Origin of the sequence: Catelliglobosispora koreensis DSM 44566, from assembly GCF_000379685.1 — a bacterium.
GTDB lineage: Bacteria > Actinomycetota > Actinomycetes > Mycobacteriales > Micromonosporaceae > Catelliglobosispora > Catelliglobosispora koreensis.
In genome coordinates, this window is record NZ_KB903259.1 from 38,795 (window position 1) to 56,188 (window position 17,394).

Sequence of the window (17,394 nt, forward strand, 5' to 3'; positions counted from 1 at the left end):
TGGAGGGTGCCGGTACTTTCTCGACCATTAACTTTTGGCGTTCCAGCCGTTCGGGTGGAGGTGGCCGATGCGTTTGCTGCACCCAGATGGGCAAACCGTCTACGTAGCCGAAATTCTCCCTGCGCGCCCAGAGAACGATTTGCGTTCTCTGATAGGCGAAATCGAGAATTATTCGGGCGACGTGTCGAGCCTTAGCCTGTCCCTCGGCACCTCACTGGCTTCCGACCTAGCCGGCTCGGTTGGCATGCGCCGCCGTCTCCAGGCCGCCCTCGCGGCTCGCGACTTAGAGGTCGTCACGTTCCGCGCTTCGGTGCCGCACCGCACTTGGCGCACTTGGTGGACCTATCTGCTCGATCTGGCCCGGGTGCTGGCCGACTTACTGCACGAAGACACCACCCACGGATCGATATCAACAACCGTCCCGGCCATCGGGGAAGATCCGTGGGAAGCCGCGGCGCGCGAACTCGACGACCTCGGCAGCGGGCTGACCGAGATCGCGTGGCACACGGGCAGCTTCGTGCGGGTCGGCTGCGAACTCGGCGAAGGCACCCTGCTGACTACGGTCGACGAAGCTGTCCAGCTGCTCGGCCAGGTCGACCCGGCCCGCATCGGGCTCTGCCTCGACCCGGGGCCACTGCTTGACGCTGGAGACACGGCCCCTCAAGCGCTAGTCAAGCTGCGGCGAGCCAACCTGAGCGTGGTCAAAGTTCACCTCGACGGGAACGCCTCGTCGCGAGCGCTTCTCGGCGCCCTCCTCGGCGGCGGCCATCCCCTGTGCGACCACTACGAGGTGTCCACACCCAAGGCACTGGTCGCGGCGCAGGAGGAATTCGCGGTCCTCGGCCTCGACGGCGCCGGTGACCGGCCCATGCCAGGGCGGGGCCGGCCAGCAGCCGCCTAGCTCAGCTTGCGCTTGCCTTCGTCGACCAAGCGCTCGGCCTGCTCCTGAACCACACCGGCTACTTCCTGCACGGTCGGGTGGTCCCAGACCTTCCGCGCCCCGGCTACAAGATCGTCATATGCCTTCCGCCCGCCTTTGGCGCCCACGACATATCCGATCGCCAGGCCAGCGCCAAACAACAGCAGCTTTCGCATCCGTGTCTCCTTCGTCATCCCCGCGTGGTACGTCCTATCCTGCCCTTTCCTGCCCCGGGAGAAACACACCGCCACGTGCCGGGTACCCGTTTGCAGGTCCGAGATCCGGTCCTGTAATCTATTGCAGGCCATTCCCCTGTAGCTCAATTGGCAGAGCAGCCGGCTGTTAACCGGCAGGTTCTTGGTTCGAGTCCAAGTGGGGGAGCAAGTCATTAAATGTCCGGATTCGTCCGGACATTTTCCTTTGGGCGATGGCTCCCCGACACCAACCGAGCGGGCGCAATATGCGAGGAATGCTTTGGCGCTCGGTCTGAAGCCGACTTCAGAGCCCGGAGTGCCTCTGCGTGGGAAGAGACGTCACGGGACGGCATAACATGGCACGAAACTGAGACCCAGGGACGTTCGGAAGCTGCGGCTTGACCACTCGGGAGCCTCTCCGGCGGGGGGATGGGGGATTCCGCCAGCGACGTGTTGCTTCTGAACGAGGTTCAGGCTTTGCGGACCGGTGGTGGAGTCCAGCCGCCGTTGATGACTTCGGGTCTGGGTGCGTACAGGCGCATGGTGACGCCGAGTGGTCCTGGACCAGCGGGCAGCCAGTTGGATTCACGGTCCGGTCCGGGGCTTGTGCTGCGTAGGTAGAGGTCGAGTGAGCCGTCGGGATTGTAGGTCAGCGGATCCCGGTCGCCGAGGGCGAATCTGTTGATGGCGTTGGGGATCTGGAAACCCTGTGCGTCGTACATGGTGACCGACCAGAACGCGTCGACTGGCGGGAGCCGGTCGGCGTCGAAATGCAGTACGTAGTCGTGTTCGCCGGTGAGCGGTTCCCCGTCGGCGTCGGCATCCAGGATCGGGTACACCGCGTCCTCAGGCGGGTTAGCGCCCAGCCCGATGAGCGTGACGACCGCGCGTTGCAGGTAAGAGTTACCGTACACACCGATGGTGCTGTTGAAGATGGTCCAGCCGTTCGTTTTGGAGCCCAGCCCCGGAAGGGCTTGCTGCATCGCGGCGAGCGCATCCTTAGCCCCGGCGTCGATCGCGGCGGCATTCTGTGGGCTTGGCGGATCGAAGGGCTTACCTGGGATGATGCCCATGCCGGCGATTCGGGCCAGGATCGCGAAATCGGTTGGGTGCGGTGGGTTGTTCATCAGCACCTTTGCTGCCCGGGTGAAGAATTCCACCCCGCTCATCCGGTTGACCTGCACGAGTGCTTCCGTCGCGACATCGACATCCGGGCCGGGGATGTGCTCGACCGGCACACCAAGCGGCGTCAGGGTGAAGCCGTCCTGGATGGCATTGACCGCAGCATAATCGGCTGGGCCATTGGTCTGGGTGCGGGCGATTATCCACACATATGGTGTGGGGGCCTGAATCACGGCGTGCCCGGGTGGGAGTTCGCCGGTGAAGCCCGGTCCAGTTATCACATATTCGGTCTCGGAGGTGCCGGTGCTGCGTTTGCCGACGGTGGCGAACACGTCGGTCCACATGTCCAGCATCGGCAGCAGGTAGTACCGGTCTGCGGTGTCTGGGACGTGAAGCTTGAGCGGGCCGCGGGTCAGGTCAAGCCAGGCAACGGAATACAGCGTGTCGAAGTTGATCCGGACCACCGACCGCTCCTCAGCGGGCGGGAAGGTGCGCATGTGATTGAACTGATTAGGCGGCCCGAAACCCGGCCGCACCCCTGCTGCCAGGCCCGTACCCTGCCCACGCGTGATATCCATCGTCACCAGCGGATACAGATAGATGTAAGCCTCACGGCTCAGCGTTGCCAGATCATCGGCCAGCTTGCCCACGCCTATGCCCCCGTCATCAGCAACCGCAAGTAATCACCAACGACCTCATGGACCCGAGGCCTGTCCACGTGAGTCTTACATGCCGCCGCGCCGCGCTAACGAGGAATCAACAAAGCTGGTGACTCCCGGGCCGCTCGTTTGGGTCGGCCGCCATACCCACAATCCGTCGTACGCAAAGCCGCTAGCCCGGATGAGACAGAAAGGAAGCCGGTGGCAGACCGGCGAGGTTAGGTAGCGGAAGCAGCCGTAATGATCCCCGCAACGTATACGTTGCGCGGGTTCTGAATGAGGCTGGCACCGGCACGCTGTTGTTGGGCTTGCTGGCTCGTCCCGGTGACCCGGTCAGTACGCCGACAGCCATGGCCAGCCGGGTGGCGCATCGGCTTGTTTGGTGCGAGCGCTGGAGGCGCAGCCGAGCTCTGGGTCGCCGGTAAGGCAAGTGCCGACGGCATGAACTGATGGTTGTTGCGGGCGCGTCGCACCTGTTCGAGGATCCAGGCACGCTCCGCCGCTATGCGCCGGCGGCGCCATGCGGGACGGCATGATGGCCGTACCTGCCCGGTGCCTGCCTCGGCCCAGGCTGCCGGTGGTGCCTGTGTCAGGGTGAGTAACCGCTTCGCATTCATCGCCGCCTCCACTCAGCTAATCGCTTGCCTCGATCATCTGCCCGGAAACCCGCTGCTAGGAGGTACCCGGACCACAACGGGTGGGACCTTGGACTCTTTCCCGCCAGTTGGGGTACCGGCCTACCCGGATAAGAAGGGGGTGGCGACGTGAAATACACCATCGAGGAACACACTGTGTCGTTACAGCCGACAGCGGCGATTCATGCCAGCGTGCCCCTGGCAGATGTGGGGTGGTGGATTGCGCATCTTGGGCAGCGCTACGACGCCTTTATCTGGTGTGAGCAAACAACTGCGGTGCACCCGCTGCACACGCAGCCCGCACACGGCGAACTGGAGACCTACCCTCAGGCGTCTAGGCCGGCACCTCGGGCACCAGGTCAGGCGCGGGAACGACAGCGCGCGTACACGTACGATCCAGGCGCCTGTCCCTCATAGACTGAAATCTCGATGCTGGTGAACCCCGTTCGGCTCAGGACAACCCGCAGCTGCTCTCGCGGGTAGGCGGTGAACGGAATCAGCGAGTCCAGATACCTGCGCGGCTCCAAGTCGCAGTCGCCCTCCAGCATCCCCATCAGTAACGCACCACCTGGCTTTAGCTGCTGGGAGATCGCTGACAGCATTCCCGCCACCTGGGCTCTCGGCTGTCCCTGCCAGCCGAACAAGCTCACCGCCCCGGCGAAGCGGGACCCCACGGGATGCAGGCCATCCAGATCGTGCAGGTCGCGTTCGGCGAAGATGGCGTCAGGCGCCTCATGGCGGGCGATGTCGAGCAAGACCGGTGACGGCTCAACACCTACGACCGTATACCCAGCATGGGTCAGCCTCGCAGCGGTGGCTCCCGTCCCGCAGCCCACCTCAATGACAGCAGTCGCCGGGCCGCCTGGGCCAAGCGCGGACTCAAACCAGGCAAGTTCGGCGCCATAGCCTGGATTTGCGGCCAGTGGAGCACCGGACAGTAAGCCAGCCAGGTCCGGGCGGATATCGCTGTTCACACTTACATGGTCGCAGCCCGTCAGGCGCCGCGAATGTCATTCCGCGACCATGCGCGTACGTTGCCAGCGCGCTACCTGGCTGGCTACCAGGCGCCACCGCCAAGTTCACGTTCTGGATACAGCCCGATTCTGGCTAGCGCCTCCCGGCGTTCCTGCCACATCGCATTCTCATGTTGCTGGAGCAAGGCGTACTGGGCACGTTCCTGGTCGGCCGGCACGCTGGTAAATCCCGCAACGAAAGCGTCTGTAGAGCGCACCGCGGCGACGTAGGCGCCCGAAGCCACAACCGCTTCGGCCACTAGCGGATCTCGCTGCTCTGATTCAATCGTAAGTGCGGCTAATGGGGCCTCGTCCTCGGCCGCGGCCTTGTATTCAGCGCTCTCCTCGACCGGCCTTACCGGCTCACTCATGGTGCCTCCCTCCCAGCTGATGGGATCAGTAAAGGTGATCAGGACCGCCGGGAAGAAGGGCCGATTGGCCCGGTTCATCGGTAATAACAGCCTGTGGGTCACGCCGGGGCTTATGGCTGGCTCACCTGGAGGCGGGTGCGCCCTGCCCCTCCTACGGGCGGCAGCCGGCTGGACCTGGGCCATCTGCTGGGCATCGGATCCGGTATCGCGGTGGCGTCGTTCGTGGTGCGCGTATGGTTCCCGCTCGGCTCCTCTCAGTACGGCGAACTCCACCTGAGCCAATGGCCGCAATATGTTGCCCTGTTCAGCTTAGGCATCGCGGCCGGGCGGCGCGGATGGCTCGATCCAGTGCCAGGTAAGCTTCGCCGTCACTGCGGTGCCGCCGCTTTGGCTGCTGCTCTTGCCATCGGAGCCTTCGCCGTCATCGTCGCCTCCGTTGACGTGCCGGCTGAAGAATTTCTCGGCGGCGGCAGAGGCCGTCCATCGGTGTGGCGCTCGCCGAAGGCATTCTGGCAGTAACCGTCTCCATATGGCTGCTCGGCACCGCGCAGCGCCGGCTAAACCGCACTTGGGGCAACGGTCATGCCGCGCGCAGCGCATATGCCGCATTCGTGTTGCAGGGCTTCGTGCTAGTCGGTTTGGCGTTGCTGATGCGGCCGTTGGCGGTACCGGCTGAGGTGACGGCTGCGTGGTCAGCATCCTGGGAGTCCTGCTGACCTTCCGCCTGGCATGAGTTCTTGTAACCCGCACACCGCTGGCGCGCATCCTGTGACGGCAGGGTCTTTCGCCTCTACACCCGCATTGGGTGCCAGACGACGCTGGCTGTTATGAGGATTCTGCCCAGAACCAGGGGGCGCCGCTGGTCATCGGGCATCGTCAGCCGGCTGGTGTTTCCATGCTGACAAGCAGACGGCAAGTCGCGCTGGTTTGCTGCGGCGATGTGATGACCGGCCGGGGTGTGGACCAGATCCTGGCCCATCCGGGCGACCCAGCGCTGCGTGAACCGCTGGTCAAAGACGCCCGCGTGTATGTTGGCTTGGCCGAGGAAATCAACGGTGCTATCCCGCGCCCGGTGGACCCGTGGTGGTTGTGGGGTGACGCCCTCGCGGTAATCGAAGCAACTCGGCCTGACCTGCGGCTGATCAATCTGGAGACTTCGATAACCATCAGTGACGACTTCGCCCCCGGCAAGGCCGTGCACTACCGGATGCACCCGGCCAACATAGGCTGCCTCACCGTCGCCCGTCCCGATATCTGCACTCTGGCCAACAACCACATACTGGACTTCGGTGTGCGGGGTCTGCGGGAAACGCTTACAACGCTGGCGTCTGCTGGCATCACTGCGGTGGGTGCCGGGCTGAACTCGTGGGAAGCAGCGCACCCGGCAACGGTGCGGGCCGCAAACGGTACCCGGATGACGGTCTTAGGTTTGGCCATGCTCTCAAGCGGCGTCCCGCAGTCATGGGCGTCCACCCTGGACCGGCCCGGTATCAATCTCCAGTCCACCACGGCGATCGCGAGGACCGTTGCGGGCATCCGAGAGGCCAAGGCTGCCAGCGACATTGTGGTGGTATCCGTCCACTGGGGATCGAACTGGGGGTACGAAATACCGCCGGATCAGATCCGGCTGGCACACGAGCTCGTTGATGCTGGCGCCGACTTCATCCACGGCCACTCCTCGCACCATCCCCGCCCGGCCGAGGTCTATCGCGGCCGGCTGATCCTTTATGGCTGTGGCGATTTCATCACCGACTACGAAGGCATAGGCGGTCATCACGAATACCGCGAAGATCTGAGACTGCTTTATCTGCCGGTGTTTGAGGCCACGGGCGAGTTCGCCGCGATGACCATCGTTGTGCTGCAAGCCCGCCAGATGCGGCTGGACCGCGCCGGGGCGAGAGATCTGCGATGGACACAGTCCACTTTGGACAGAATAAGCCGGCCCCTCGGTGCACGAATCCGTCACGGCCAGGACGGGACGCTCGACTGCCGCTAACCAGGGCACGCAGGATCCCGGATCGCAACGTCACGTTAGGACGCATGCACGATGGCCACTGGCCCGGCGCCTTCGCGAACGAGATGCTGGCTCACCGAACCAAGCAGGAGGGCCAGGTAACCAGCGTGGCCGTGTGAGCCGACCACGGTCAGGCTGGCATGCTCAGACTCGTCGGCCATGACATATTCCGGGCTGGCACTGTGGATGGGGCGAATGACGGTCTTTAGCTGGGGAAAGGCGTGTTCCCATATCATGAGGGATGTGCTTAGTAGCCCATCGGCTTCATTTGCCAAACCCGTATAGACGTTGATGGCTACCAGCGGCACGTCCAGTGCGAGCGCTTGGCTAACCGCGAACCCTAGGGCCGCCTGCCCCGGGCGGGAGCCATCGACACCGGCGATCACTGGGCCGCCGTCTCGCCCACCGGCGTTGACGACGATGATGCCGTGGTGGCCGTGTGCAGCGACGGTTGCCGGGATCGAGTGTGGGCTGGTGGCGTGGTTTTGCCTTTCTGGGGCCGGGCCGAGGACGGTTATCGCCGCCTGCCTGGATTCTGCGGACAACACCCGCGCGACCTCTCCTTCGCTCACCTCCGCTGTCACGGTGAGGCCGGGCCACGCTAGCCGTTGCTGCCTCGCGGTTTCCTCCGCCAAGGCGACTGCCTTTGCGCGTGCGCCCGGTTCGGCAATGGTGGTACCGCCGGCTGCGGAATGCGGCCGGTAGCCGAGAAACGGTTCCTCGTAGATGTGCAGCAGGTGCAGTTCGGCACCGTGAGCGCTGGCAAGGTGTGCCGCGTAGGTGACCGCGGAACGGGACCCGGCCGAGTCTTCAACCCCAGCAAGAATTCGCATTCCCATATGCCCAACAGTGCCCGCAGGAAAGCGCGGCGGGATAGGTGGCAAGGGCCTGCGCGCCGGGACTTTAGTCCCGTTGCCGTAGCCGGGATCCCCGGGTCAATCCTTACCATCGTGGGATCTCGCGGCCTCGGCGGTTTCACCGGCCAGGCGCTTATCCACCACGCGGGCTGCCCCGTGGTCATCGCCCGGTTGCGGCGCGGTGAGCACGGCGCGTGGGCGCATCTGCCGTCCTAGGCGCCCGGGATTGAACGCGACTCTCTGGGAGGACTTGCGGGCCCGTCAACAGCGAGGCAGTTGCGTTCAACAGGATTGCGCCGACTGGCCGAACCGGCTTGCCGGTCTAGAACTTGCGCTTGAGTTCGCGCGCAGCCGCCAGGCGCTGCCAAGCCATGGCGTTAGCAGCGTGCCGTGGTGTGCCGTCGGACAGGCGCATACGGTCAAGCAGCTCGGCACTGTTAGCCCGGATCCGCCCATCGATGGTACTGAGCGCCTGGGTCTTGTCGCTGCCGCGGTATTCGGCCCAGGCACAAATAACGCCACCCGCGTTGGCCAGGAAGTCTGGCATACAAAGGATTCCGCGTTTGTGCAAGGTAAGCTCCGCAGATTCGGTGACGGCAATATTGGCCCCGGGCAAAACCACTTTGGCGAGTACCCGGTCAGCGTTGCCATCGTGGATGACGTCAGGCTGCGCGGCCGGCACCAGAACCTCGCAGGTGAGGGTCAACAGTTCGTCGCCCGAGATGTGCTGGGCATCGGGAGTCATGGCCAGTGGCCGGCCCTGCTTCTTGGCGAGGGCCAATGCGTTGACGTCGAGACCGGCCGGGTCGGTAATGGCGCCGCTGCGATCCGACACAGCGACGACGCGGGCACCCAGGCCTTGCAGGAAACAAGCTGCGGCCCGGCCAACAGACCCGAACCCCTGCACCGCAACACGTGCACCGGCCAGGTCGAACTTGCCTGCCGCAGCCAGCGCCTGGGCGCAGGCAGCAAGCCCATAGCCGGTGGCCCCGATCTCGTCTAGCGCAAGACCACCCAACACCGCCGGAAGGCCAACGGCCCGGCCGGTCTCATCGTGTATCCACGCCATCGCGGTCTCATCGGTCCCCATGTCCGGACCAGGAATGTAGTCACGCAGGTCCCGGATGGCACAGGCGAACGCGCGGATCACCGGCTCTTTCCGTTCCGCAGGAAAGTCTTGCGGTACAAGGATTCCCGCCTTCCCGCCACCAAACGGCAGGCCGGAAATCGCGTTCTTCAACGTCATCGCCCGGGCCAGCCGGCTAACGTCACTGGCAGTCACCTCACTGCTCATACGCACACCACCTGCGGCCGGGCCGAGTGATGTGTCGTCGATGGCGACCATCCCGCGGCAGCCCGACGGGAGCTTCAGGACGGTCATTGAAGCGGGCCCGAAGTCGTCGGCCATCCAGGTGACGTTGACAGGTTCCATGTCTTCACCCTTGCCCGCAAAATCATGCAGCGGCAGAGCACTGCGTCGCCTGCCCTGGGACCTTCGGCCTGGTCTGCCCCCGGAGTTGGCTGAGGTCAAGATCCGCGTCGGCTGTGTGGATGTTGAGGTGGGCGTGTGAAGCGGAACTCGGCAAGTCCGGGACTAAATGCCCCTGTGACATCGCCGCAAGGGGCATAACCTCAGACCATGCAGGCTGCATCAAAGCGCCTAGCACCCATCACCGTCGGCTCGGTCGTCATCGGCTACGACGGATCCACATCCGGCGATCTGGCACTGCGCTGGGCGATGTGCGAAGGCAAGCTGCGCAGCCTCCCGGTGCATGTGATGCACATCGTGCAGTGGCCCGTCAGCGTGATACCCGGCGAAACAGAATGGCTGAGCGCGGAACAGCGCGCCATTATCGGCAAAGACATTGACGAAGCAATCGCGGCAGCCGGATGCGCGCGGCCCGAAGTGTCCATTGTGGAAGGTCCCGTCGCCGGTACCTTATGCGACTACTCAGATCAAGCCAGCATGATCGTGCTCGGAGCCCGGGGAAGAGGCGGGTTTTCCGGACTGCTCCTCGGCTCGGTCGGCCTGTCCGTTGCTGTGCACGCGCACTGCCCTGTAATCGTTGTCCGCGGCCAGGAACACGCCGACCTTCCTGACCGGCACGTGGCCGTCGGTGTTGATGATTCGCCACAGGCCGTGGCCGCCGTTGATTTCGCACTCGCGGAGGCAGCCAGTCGCGGATGTGCGGTCGTGGCGGTGCGGGCCTGGCAACCACCCTCCAACGTGCGCGAGGCCGGCGAGCTAGAGGCAGCTAAACACCGTACGCTGCACCAGATTCTTGAACAGCGCCGCACACGCTATCCAGATGTTGAAGTGTCCACCCGGCTGGTCTGCGGTCCCGCCGCCGCTATGCTCGTCGAGGCGTCAATGCAAGCCCAGCTGATCGTGGTCGGCGCGCGCGGCAGAGGCGGCTTCGCCGGCCTGCTGCTCGGCTCGGTCGGCGAGCAGCTGCTGCACCACGCCGAATGCCCCGTGGCGATCATCCGTTAGCCCGCAGCGGCCGACTGTGGCGTTTTGCCAGCACACTGCGAGAAAACAGCCGACAATAGGTGAGTCCCGGGGCCGCAGGTTAGTCGCAGTGGAAGCCTGGCAGGGATTGACACAAATCGAGCCTATGGCCGCCCACCGAACGCCTGCGGACAGTACGAGGCGAGGGGCCCCTGCTGGGACGCCAACGAAAGTGGGGTGTGGGAGATGGAGATGCCCGTGGTGAACAACTGCGCGGCTGGGCAGTGTGCATACAACATCGCCAAGGTGTGCCACGCACTGGCGATCACTGTCGGCAACAAAGGCCAGGCCAGCTGCGAGACGTACTTCGGGGTCGCGATGAAGGGCGGGGACCGTTCCACCCCCGGCCACGTCGGTGCCTGCAAGATGCTGGACTGCGCGCACAACGTCGATCTGGAGTGCCAGGCGCCAGGTATCTCCGTGGGCATGCAGGCAGACCTGCCCAGCTGCGTGACCTACCAGCCCGTTCTCCAGCCCGTGTGATGCCTTCCAGGCCCTCACGGGGCCAGTTGCCGCGTACTGGGCTGAGGCCATGTCAATGCATGCTCGCCAGCGCATGGCGCTAGCGCGAAAGGTCGTGGACGTCTTCGGGGGCCGGGTATCGTGCACGCTCGGCATCGATGTTGACGGCGGCGACGATGAGGTGGAGCGGTGGTTTCTGGCAGCCACGCTGTTCGGCGCCCGCATCTCGGCCAGGATTGTGGGGCAGGCGTTTCATGAGCTTGACCGGGCCGGTCTCGTCAGAGTCGATCAGGCCAGGCATCTATTGTGGGCGGATCTTGTCCGCCTCCTGGACCAGGGCGGTTACGTCCGCTACGACTTCCGGACGGCAACCAGGCTGCTGGACCTTTCCGAACGTGTTCACGAGCGATACGGCGGGCGGGTATCGGCCATTGCCCGCGAGGCGGACACCTATCCAGCGTTACATGCCGCCCTCGACGCACTGCCGGGCTGGGGACCCGTCACCGCCGGTATTTTCCTGCGTGAGCTGCGCGGGGTCTGGGACGGTGCCGACCCGCCGCTGGACGAGCACGCGCTGGCCGCCGCTCACCATCTGCGTCTGCTCACGGACACGGACCCGCCGCTGACGCAAATCACTGGACTCGCCCACGCCGCAGGGCTGGATCCACGGGATCTAGAAGGCGGCCTGGTTCAGCTTGCCCTTCGCCACGCCGCACACATGGGCGGATGTCCGGGCGGCCCCGCATGCGCCGCAATTAATCAGGGGCAGTGAATGGGTGCGCCACAGCGGTCCCCCAGCCGGCCTGTTCATCACATCCCTGGCCTGTATCAGCACTTCCTTATCCGAAACGCCCGGGCTGCCGAATACGGTTTCCGCCCACCCATGCAGGCGCCAGCGTCAGGCACAGGCGGCCCCGCGCCACGATATGTGCCTCGCGGCTGTCATCATGCTCTGCCTAACCGTGGCCGACGCTACTCCCCGCACAGACTATTCAGGCCGAAGTTGATGACCGCCGGCCATTCACTTGCGGTTGGCGGAAACGGCCTTTGGTTTGCCGGCACTGGATTCTGGCTTGGCTGTTTCGATCGCGATCGTGCGGCCCGCTGGAGCCTTCTTGGCCACGGGGATGGTGACTTCCAGGATCCCCTTGTCGTAGCTGGCGTGAATGTTGGCCTCGTCGGCGCCCGGTGGCAGCGTCGCCGACCGGTGCAGTGCGCCGTACCGGAATTCGGTGCGGTGGTTTCCTTTCTTGTGCTTGGTGCGTTCGGCATCGATGCTGAGCATGCCGTGGTCCACGGAGACCTTGATGTCAGCAGGCTCCATGCCAGGCAGCTCGGCGCGGATCTTGTAGGCGTTGTCTTCGACGCTTTCCTCTACCCGGATCAGGTGCGTGTGCGCGGGATCCCAATCCAGCAGATCATCCAGCCGCCCAAATAGGCGTGGTACCAGCGTAGTCATCACTCTTCCCCCATGCCTGAGTCCAAAACCCTTCAATCACATCTCATCAGACGATTGCCGGTCACCTGGGCCAAACCACAGATGAGCCCGACCCGGCTCGGCCTTGAAATGTGCACGGTTCGACAAGGCGCACCGGCGGTGAGGCGCTGTCTAGGTGAGGCGATCAGGGATCAGGATGCCGCGGCCACGCAGGCGCCCGGCGTCGAGATCGTCCATGGCGTCGTTGACCGCGTCGAGTGGGTACTGGTGGGTCAGCAGCTTCACTTGCCCGGTTGCGGCCAGTGCCATCAGCTCAGCGAGGTCGTTGTAGGAGCCGACGAGGTTGCCGATGACGTTGCGTTCAGTGGAGATGACGTCAATCGCGGGCAGCTGGATGGTGCCACCGTATCCGATGACGTAGTGACTGCCGGCGCGCCTGGTCATGGCCCACGAGTCTTGCTCGGCGCCACGTTCGCCCACAAAGTCGAGGACTACTTCGGCGCCTTTGCCGTCGGTGAGTTCCAGTACCCGTTGGACGTGTGTGCCGTCAGCGAGGATGGTTTCGCTGGCGCCCCAGTCAGGCGTAAGTGCGAGTGCTTCCTCGTTCGGGTCCAGGACCACGATGCGTGTCGCGGTCAGCGCCCGAAGGCACTGGACGCCGATGTGCCCCAAGCCGCCGGCGCCCACGACGACACAGGTCGTTCCTGGGTACAGGTGCGGCACGGCTTTCTTGACCGCGTGGTAGGCCGTCAGGCCTGCGTCGGCGAGTGCCGCGACATCGGCCGGGCTGATGTGCGGTGGCAGCTTGACGACCGAGCGGGCAGTCGTGCGCAGAACCTGCGCCATTCCGCCGTCGGTGTCGATGCCCGGGAACTTGCTGGCCTGGCAGTGGACGTCGTCACCGGCCCGGCAAGCCCGGCAGAAGCCGCAGGTGATTAGCGGATGCAAAATGACGGTGTCACCAGGCCGCAAATGCTCCACCGCCGGGCCGGCCTGCCGGACCCAGCCGGCGTTCTCATGGCCCAGCGTGTACGGCAGCCGGACATGGCTACGATCGGCCCACTGCCCTTCGACGATGTGTAAGTCGGTGCGGCACAAGCCGGCGCCACCGATATCGACCAGAACGTCATACGGCGATTCGATCGCCGGGATGGTGATTTGTTCCAGGCGTGGACGCTCATGGTAAGCGTGGAGCCGGACGGCCTTCACCGCTTCAGCCTAGTCGATATCGCTGCCCCGGCCGCCGCACACATGGAGAATCAAAGTGAGCATCCTGATCCGCCGGGGGTAGCCATGACAGCAATGCGCAGTGCCGAGGAAGTGTTCACGCACCACGGGCAAGCCCTGGGTGCCGAGAACCTCGAAGATATCGTCTCCGATTACGCCGACGACGCCATCCTTGTGGTGCAAGGCAAGATCTACCGGGGCAAAGACGGCGCAAGGGCCGTCTTCACCCAGCTCCTGCAAGATGTGCCGCAGGCGGCATGGGACCTTGACACCGTCTTCGCCGACGACGTGCTGTACCTGGAATGGAAGGCACGCAGCAAAGGCCGTCACGTCGACGACGGAGTCGATACATTCATCTTTCACAACGGTCAAATCCGTGTTCAGACCGTCAAATACACCGTTCAGCAAGACTAATTGGGCACGCAAAAGGCGTAAGCCTCAACGCATCGCATTCGAGGCCGGGGCGGCCGAACGCCGGTGAGCGTAATAGCCGGCCTCAATGCACGGCAGAAGAACTCGGTGCCGAACCCACTGCGGCAACGGGTGTCCCTGATGTCCGCGGGGCTACCGGAAGAGACGAGTAAGCATGCGCCGCAGCTTGCGGCTGTAATGCGGCTGAGCCCGGTTGCCGGCCTCCATAACGCGGTGGTCGCCTCGTCCCTGCCGGCCCGAGGGCCACAACTGCTGCCATCCCTGGCGTAGCCATGGCAGCTTCGCCGAAAGCCTCATCAGATCCTCCATTCCGGGGAGTTAGCCGATCGGCTGAAGGTGTCAAATGGTGCCTGTCGCGTGTTTGAGATGCTGGGTGAACCAGTCGCGGGCCAGATGTGCCATCGAGGCAAGGGTTCCCGGCTCCTCAAACAGGTGTGTCGCCTCCGCAACGACGGAAAGCTCGTGCGGGCACCGCAGTTCGTCAGCCGCTTCACGGTTGAGCTCAAGCACCATGTCGTCGGCGCCGCCGACGATGAGCAGCGTGGGTGCGCGTACGGCAGACAGGCGGCTCATCGCGAGGTCTGGCCGTCCGCCCCGGGAAACGACAGCAGCCACATCAGCACCGGGCTCGGCTGCGGCCCACAGCGCAGCACCGCCGCCGGTGCTGGCGCCGAACCAGCCGATCGGCAGCGTGGCCGCCCACGGCTGGGCGCGCACCCACGCGGTTACCGCAGTTAGCCGCCCGGCGAGCAGTTCGATGTCGAAAACGTTCGCCCGGTTTGCCTCTTCGCCGGTGGTGAGCAGATCGAACAGAAGCGTGGCGATACCCGCTTCGTTAAGCACCTGGGCAACGTAGGTGTTGCGGGGGCTGTGGCGGCTGCTGCCACTGCCGTGCACGAAGATGACCACACTTGACGCGCCCGCCGGCACGGTGAGGTTCCCGGCCAGAGCAACGGCTCCCGCGTTCACCTGCACCTCACCTTCGATCGTGGAAGGCAAGCCGGATGAACCGGCCGGTCCTGTTGTCGCCTTGGAGAGCAAGGCGACAACATCGTCGTCGGAAACCTGGCGGAAGTCGGCATACCATTCGCCGACAGCCTGAAACCGCAGTGGCGTATGGGCGCATACGACTTCGTCAGCGGTGGCGCGAAGCCTGTCGAGCGCGTCGGCGGAAGCGACTGGTACCGCAAGGACAACCTTTGCCGCACCGTAGGCCCTGGCCACTTGGCAGGCCGCCGCGGCGGTGGATCCCGTGGCGATGCCGTCGTCGACGATGACAGCGATCCGCCCGGCCAGCGCTACAGGTGCCCGGCCGGAGCGAAACAGGGTTGCCCGCCGGTGCACCTGCCCGGTTTCAGCGTGCTGGGCGCTGGCCAGTTCTTCCTCAGTCACCCCGGCCATCCGGATCACCGGCAGGTTGAGAACCAGCACGTCTCCTTCGCCAACGGCGCCCATGGCCAGTTCCGGCTGCCCGGGCACGCCAAGTTTTCGCACCACAATGACATCCAGCGGGGCCTGCAAAGCTTGCGCGACTTCGAAAGCCACGGGTACCCCGCCACGGGGCAGGCCCAGGATCACCACATCCTGTCCCCGCAACCCCGACAGCCGTCTGGCAAGTTCCTGTCCAGCGTGGCGGCGATCGGCGAACATCACGCCTGCCCGCCAGAGGGTTTGAATTCGATATGACAGTCAGGCCCAGGGACATACAGCGCCTCATGCGCGGTGTCGAGCCACCGGACCCAGTACGGTGGGCTGCCGTCCTCGTGCTGCAGGCGCGTCACGACGCCTACCCTGCGCGCGACGTCAAGCTGATGGCTTTCCAGCACCAGTCTGTCTCCGACTTTTGCCTTCATGATCAGTCCCTTAGATGGCCGGCGAATGCTGCTCCCCGCTTCACTGTGAGCCTGACTTGCGCCAGGCCGGTAGGGACCTTGGACCCTTATGCCCGGGTATTGACGGGCGAAGGTCACCGCACCGCAGGCCGGATGGCACTGAATCCGGTCAGGCGCTAAGCGAAGGCTTGCAGGTATGACTACCGCATCGATCGCCCCTGCCGATTTACTTGACCTGGTACGTGACTTGCAGCCACGTGCAAGCGTGTTCCTTCACGCAGTACCGAAAGCTGTGGACCTCGACATCGGAGAAGACCTGCGAACCCGCTGGCGGAAGCTGGCAGAGCAACTGCGTGCGCAGGGCATCGACAAACCAACCCTGGCCGTTATTGAGCAACATATCGCCGCGCTGGCTGTCACACCTGTGGCGGCGGCCGGGTACGCGTTGCTGGCCTCAGCGGGGACCATCCACTTGGCGCAGCCTATGCCTGGTGTAGTGACAGCCGACCGGGCCCGGTATTCAGCGCCGCCGGAGCTGCTGCCGCTGCTGGCCTGGTGGCAGCAACATCCCGCCTACGTATCTGTGCTTATCGATCGTGCGGGCGCCGAGGTGACGGCCGTACCCGCCGCAGCGCTCGCGGGTAACACCGTCACGGTGACCGGGCCCGACGATGAGATCGAACGCAACGCCCCCGGCGGCTGGGCTCAGGCCCGCTACCAGCGGCGTGCGGAAGACTCGTGGCACCACAACGCCGTGGCCGTCGCCCAGTCGGCTGTCGAAGCATTTGACGCGGTCAAAGCCGACCTGCTGGTGATCGCAGGCGATGTGCGGGCCGTCCAGATGCTCCGCGACCACCTGCACAAACACGTGCGACGCGACCTGCACGTGAGCGTGGTACGCGGCGGGCGCAGCCCAGATGGCTCGACGCAGGCACACCTGCGCGCCGTCGCCGATGCCGTCGCCGAGTATGCCAACACCCGCACCGCGGCGCTACTAGACCAAAGCACCTCCAGCCCCATCGGAGATGCCGTGGAGGGTGTGCCCGCCACACTGGCAGCGCTGGCTGAAGGTCGGCTGCAAACGCTGTTCGTCACCGGCGAACCCGCTAGCGAACGGCAGGCCTGGGCCGGGCCAGGCATCTTGTGTACCGAGCGTCCGCAAGCCACACCAGACGTGCCGCTGATCGCCGGAGGGCTGGCAGATATCGCCGTTCGGGCAGCGCTGCTCACCGGCGCCAGCGTGCACGTGCTCACCGCCGCCCAAGCCGCGGCATTCGACGGCCACATTGGCGGGCTATGCCGCTATCGCCCGGCGCCCGCCGTGAGCTGATGCGTGCCGTAGACCAAAACGGGGCGAGTTACGGCGGGGTGCTGCCGGGTGGGGTCTACCGCGCCGGACCCGTTGGGCATCCCCGAACCCCGCACCCGTTGCCTGATCCCATCCGGGCGTGCGGCAAACCGCGGGCTCGCCGATCGGGCCGGGAAAGCCTGCGCGCTGGGGCCGGGAACCAGGCTAAGTCAGCGTCTAGACGCCGGCCGGCGTCGCGTACTTCCCCGGCTGGGCCGATGTGCCTTAGGCGCCGTCCGGAGCGCATCATCGTCACTACCACGCCAGCGCCGTCATATTTGACGTAGATGGTTGCGATAACGAGCCAATCCTGTACGCCCGGGTATAGCTCACTCACGCCGCGGATCCTGTGGAGAGTC

19 protein-coding genes, 1 tRNA gene and 1 pseudogene are annotated in these 17,394 nt (G+C 64.9%); 10 read left to right on the plus strand and 11 right to left on the minus strand.

The annotated features are described in order from the left end of the window. Positions 1-67 precede the first annotated feature (67 nt). A complete protein-coding gene (locus A3E1_RS46200) occupies positions 68-901 on the plus strand; it encodes an apurinic/apyrimidinic endonuclease family protein (RefSeq protein WP_020522346.1) in 834 nt (277 codons plus the stop codon). Here the strand turns inward: A3E1_RS46200 and A3E1_RS46205 are convergent. Next, positions 898-1,095, minus strand: a complete 198-nt coding sequence (locus A3E1_RS46205; RefSeq protein ID WP_020522347.1) for a hypothetical protein — start codon at positions 1,093-1,095, stop codon at positions 898-900. The genes A3E1_RS46200 and A3E1_RS46205 overlap by 4 nt on opposite strands. Before the next feature lie 132 nt (positions 1,096-1,227). On the opposite strand from A3E1_RS46205, the gene A3E1_RS0118815 reads away from it, so the two are divergent. Continuing rightward, a tRNA-Asn gene (locus A3E1_RS0118815) sits at positions 1,228-1,300 on the plus strand. A 283-nt stretch (positions 1,301-1,583) separates the two neighbouring features. Here A3E1_RS0118815 and A3E1_RS0118820 read toward each other — a convergent pair. The 3 genes from A3E1_RS0118820 to A3E1_RS0118830 all read right to left on the minus strand — a co-directional run bounded on the left by A3E1_RS0118820 (position 1,584) and on the right by A3E1_RS0118830 (position 4,913). Beyond that, a complete protein-coding gene (locus A3E1_RS0118820; RefSeq protein ID WP_020522348.1) occupies positions 1,584-2,885 on the minus strand; it encodes a DUF1254 domain-containing protein in 1,302 nt (433 codons plus the stop codon). 1,003 nt (positions 2,886-3,888) lie between these two features. Continuing rightward, positions 3,889-4,503, minus strand: coding sequence for a class I SAM-dependent methyltransferase (locus A3E1_RS40940; protein ID WP_020522349.1), 615 nt, complete (start codon positions 4,501-4,503; stop codon positions 3,889-3,891). Between the two features lie 83 nt (positions 4,504-4,586). Then, positions 4,587-4,913, minus strand: a complete 327-nt coding sequence (locus tag A3E1_RS0118830; protein ID WP_157631599.1) for a hypothetical protein — start codon at positions 4,911-4,913, stop codon at positions 4,587-4,589. 93 nt (positions 4,914-5,006) lie between these two features. Here A3E1_RS0118830 and A3E1_RS0118835 point away from each other — a divergent pair, with 93 nt between their 5' ends. Then, positions 5,007-5,432 (plus strand): hypothetical protein, encoded by a 426-nt coding sequence (locus tag A3E1_RS0118835; RefSeq protein ID WP_020522351.1) that lies wholly within the window; start codon positions 5,007-5,009, stop codon positions 5,430-5,432. 376 nt (positions 5,433-5,808) lie between these two features. Next, positions 5,809-6,909: a CapA family protein gene (locus tag A3E1_RS0118845; RefSeq protein ID WP_040391208.1), complete on the plus strand. Its 1,101-nt coding sequence runs from the start codon at positions 5,809-5,811 to the stop codon at positions 6,907-6,909. Positions 6,910-6,944: 35 nt separating this feature from the next. Here A3E1_RS0118845 and A3E1_RS0118850 read toward each other — a convergent pair whose 3' ends face one another. Beyond that, positions 6,945-7,766, minus strand: coding sequence for a universal stress protein (locus A3E1_RS0118850; RefSeq protein ID WP_157631600.1), 822 nt, complete (start codon positions 7,764-7,766; stop codon positions 6,945-6,947). A 111-nt stretch (positions 7,767-7,877) separates the two neighbouring features. On the opposite strand from A3E1_RS0118850, the gene A3E1_RS48475 reads away from it, so the two are divergent. After that, the gene (locus A3E1_RS48475) at positions 7,878-8,000 is read left to right on the plus strand and encodes a universal stress protein (RefSeq protein WP_245571266.1); all 123 of its coding nucleotides are present in this window, start codon (positions 7,878-7,880) and stop codon (positions 7,998-8,000) included. Positions 8,001-8,106: 106 nt separating this feature from the next. On the opposite strand, the gene A3E1_RS0118860 is transcribed toward A3E1_RS48475, so the two are convergent. Beyond that, on the minus strand, positions 8,107-9,216 hold the full coding sequence (locus tag A3E1_RS0118860; RefSeq protein WP_020522356.1) for a Glu/Leu/Phe/Val family dehydrogenase: 1,110 nt from the start codon (positions 9,214-9,216) through the stop codon (positions 8,107-8,109). A 207-nt stretch (positions 9,217-9,423) separates the two neighbouring features. Here A3E1_RS0118860 and A3E1_RS0118865 point away from each other — a divergent pair, with 207 nt between their 5' ends. The 3 genes from A3E1_RS0118865 to A3E1_RS40945 all read left to right on the plus strand — a co-directional run bounded on the left by A3E1_RS0118865 (position 9,424) and on the right by A3E1_RS40945 (position 11,530). Then, positions 9,424-10,278, plus strand: coding sequence for a universal stress protein (locus tag A3E1_RS0118865; protein WP_020522357.1), 855 nt, complete (start codon positions 9,424-9,426; stop codon positions 10,276-10,278). A gap of 204 nt (positions 10,279-10,482) precedes the next feature. Next, entirely contained in the window at positions 10,483-10,779 is a 297-nt protein-coding gene (locus tag A3E1_RS0118870) for a DUF1540 domain-containing protein (RefSeq protein WP_026208586.1), read from the plus strand. Positions 10,780-10,828: 49 nt separating this feature from the next. After that, positions 10,829-11,530, plus strand: a complete 702-nt coding sequence (locus A3E1_RS40945; RefSeq protein WP_157631602.1) for an HhH-GDP family DNA glycosylase — start codon at positions 10,829-10,831, stop codon at positions 11,528-11,530. Positions 11,531-11,779: 249 nt separating this feature from the next. Here the strand turns inward: A3E1_RS40945 and A3E1_RS0118880 are convergent, their stop codons facing one another. Then, entirely contained in the window at positions 11,780-12,217 is a 438-nt protein-coding gene (locus A3E1_RS0118880) for an Hsp20/alpha crystallin family protein (protein ID WP_020522360.1), read from the minus strand. Between the two features lie 150 nt (positions 12,218-12,367). Continuing rightward, the gene (locus A3E1_RS0118885) at positions 12,368-13,405 is read right to left on the minus strand and encodes an NAD(P)-dependent alcohol dehydrogenase (RefSeq protein WP_020522361.1); all 1,038 of its coding nucleotides are present in this window, start codon (positions 13,403-13,405) and stop codon (positions 12,368-12,370) included. Between the two features lie 84 nt (positions 13,406-13,489). On the opposite strand from A3E1_RS0118885, the gene A3E1_RS0118890 reads away from it, so the two are divergent. Further along, entirely contained in the window at positions 13,490-13,837 is a 348-nt protein-coding gene (locus tag A3E1_RS0118890) for a nuclear transport factor 2 family protein (protein ID WP_020522362.1), read from the plus strand. 357 nt (positions 13,838-14,194) lie between these two features. Here the strand turns inward: A3E1_RS0118890 and A3E1_RS48480 are convergent, their stop codons facing one another. From A3E1_RS48480 to A3E1_RS0118900, 3 genes and pseudogenes are all read right to left on the minus strand, one after another. Further along, positions 14,195-14,842, minus strand: coding sequence for a dienelactone hydrolase family protein (locus tag A3E1_RS48480; protein WP_245571269.1), 648 nt, complete (start codon positions 14,840-14,842; stop codon positions 14,195-14,197). A 45-nt stretch (positions 14,843-14,887) separates the two neighbouring features. Beyond that, positions 14,888-15,505 (minus strand): annotated as a pseudogene (locus A3E1_RS48485) (phosphoribosyltransferase); the annotation flags it as partial. Continuing rightward, positions 15,505-15,708 carry a DUF1918 domain-containing protein gene (locus A3E1_RS0118900; protein ID WP_020522364.1) on the minus strand — a complete coding sequence of 68 codons (204 nt, stop codon included), beginning with the start codon at positions 15,706-15,708 and terminating at the stop codon, positions 15,505-15,507. The pseudogene A3E1_RS48485 and the gene A3E1_RS0118900, both read right to left, overlap by 1 nt. Before the next feature lie 175 nt (positions 15,709-15,883). Here A3E1_RS0118900 and A3E1_RS40950 point away from each other — a divergent pair, with 175 nt between their 5' ends. Continuing rightward, on the plus strand, positions 15,884-17,017 hold the full coding sequence (locus A3E1_RS40950) for a baeRF2 domain-containing protein (RefSeq protein WP_020522365.1): 1,134 nt from the start codon (positions 15,884-15,886) through the stop codon (positions 17,015-17,017). The last annotated feature ends 377 nt before the right edge of the window (positions 17,018-17,394 follow it).

Excerpts from the sequence above, each read along its gene's own strand:
- A3E1_RS0118830 (WP_157631599.1), bottom strand. The coding sequence starts at position 4,913 with ATGAGTGAGCCGGTAAGGCCGGTCGAGGAGAGCGCTGAATACAAGGCC.
- A3E1_RS40945 (WP_157631602.1), top strand. The coding sequence starts at position 10,829 with ATGTCAATGCATGCTCGCCAGCGCATGGCGCTAGCGCGAAAGGTCGTG.
- A3E1_RS0118845 (WP_040391208.1), top strand. The coding sequence starts at position 5,809 with ATGCTGACAAGCAGACGGCAAGTCGCGCTGGTTTGCTGCGGCGATGTG.
- A3E1_RS0118860 (WP_020522356.1), bottom strand. The coding sequence starts at position 9,216 with ATGGAACCTGTCAACGTCACCTGGATGGCCGACGACTTCGGGCCCGCT.
- A3E1_RS46200 (WP_020522346.1), top strand. The coding sequence starts at position 68 with ATGCGTTTGCTGCACCCAGATGGGCAAACCGTCTACGTAGCCGAAATT.
- A3E1_RS0118900 (WP_020522364.1), bottom strand. The coding sequence starts at position 15,708 with ATGAAGGCAAAAGTCGGAGACAGACTGGTGCTGGAAAGCCATCAGCTT.
- A3E1_RS0118890 (WP_020522362.1), top strand. The coding sequence starts at position 13,490 with ATGACAGCAATGCGCAGTGCCGAGGAAGTGTTCACGCACCACGGGCAA.
- A3E1_RS0118880 (WP_020522360.1), bottom strand. The coding sequence starts at position 12,217 with ATGACTACGCTGGTACCACGCCTATTTGGGCGGCTGGATGATCTGCTG.
- A3E1_RS40950 (WP_020522365.1), top strand. The coding sequence starts at position 15,884 with ATGACTACCGCATCGATCGCCCCTGCCGATTTACTTGACCTGGTACGT.
- A3E1_RS46205 (WP_020522347.1), bottom strand. The coding sequence starts at position 1,095 with ATGCGAAAGCTGCTGTTGTTTGGCGCTGGCCTGGCGATCGGATATGTC.
- A3E1_RS0118850 (WP_157631600.1), bottom strand. The coding sequence starts at position 7,766 with ATGGGAATGCGAATTCTTGCTGGGGTTGAAGACTCGGCCGGGTCCCGT.
- A3E1_RS0118870 (WP_026208586.1), top strand. The coding sequence starts at position 10,483 with ATGGAGATGCCCGTGGTGAACAACTGCGCGGCTGGGCAGTGTGCATAC.
- A3E1_RS0118865 (WP_020522357.1), top strand. The coding sequence starts at position 9,424 with ATGCAGGCTGCATCAAAGCGCCTAGCACCCATCACCGTCGGCTCGGTC.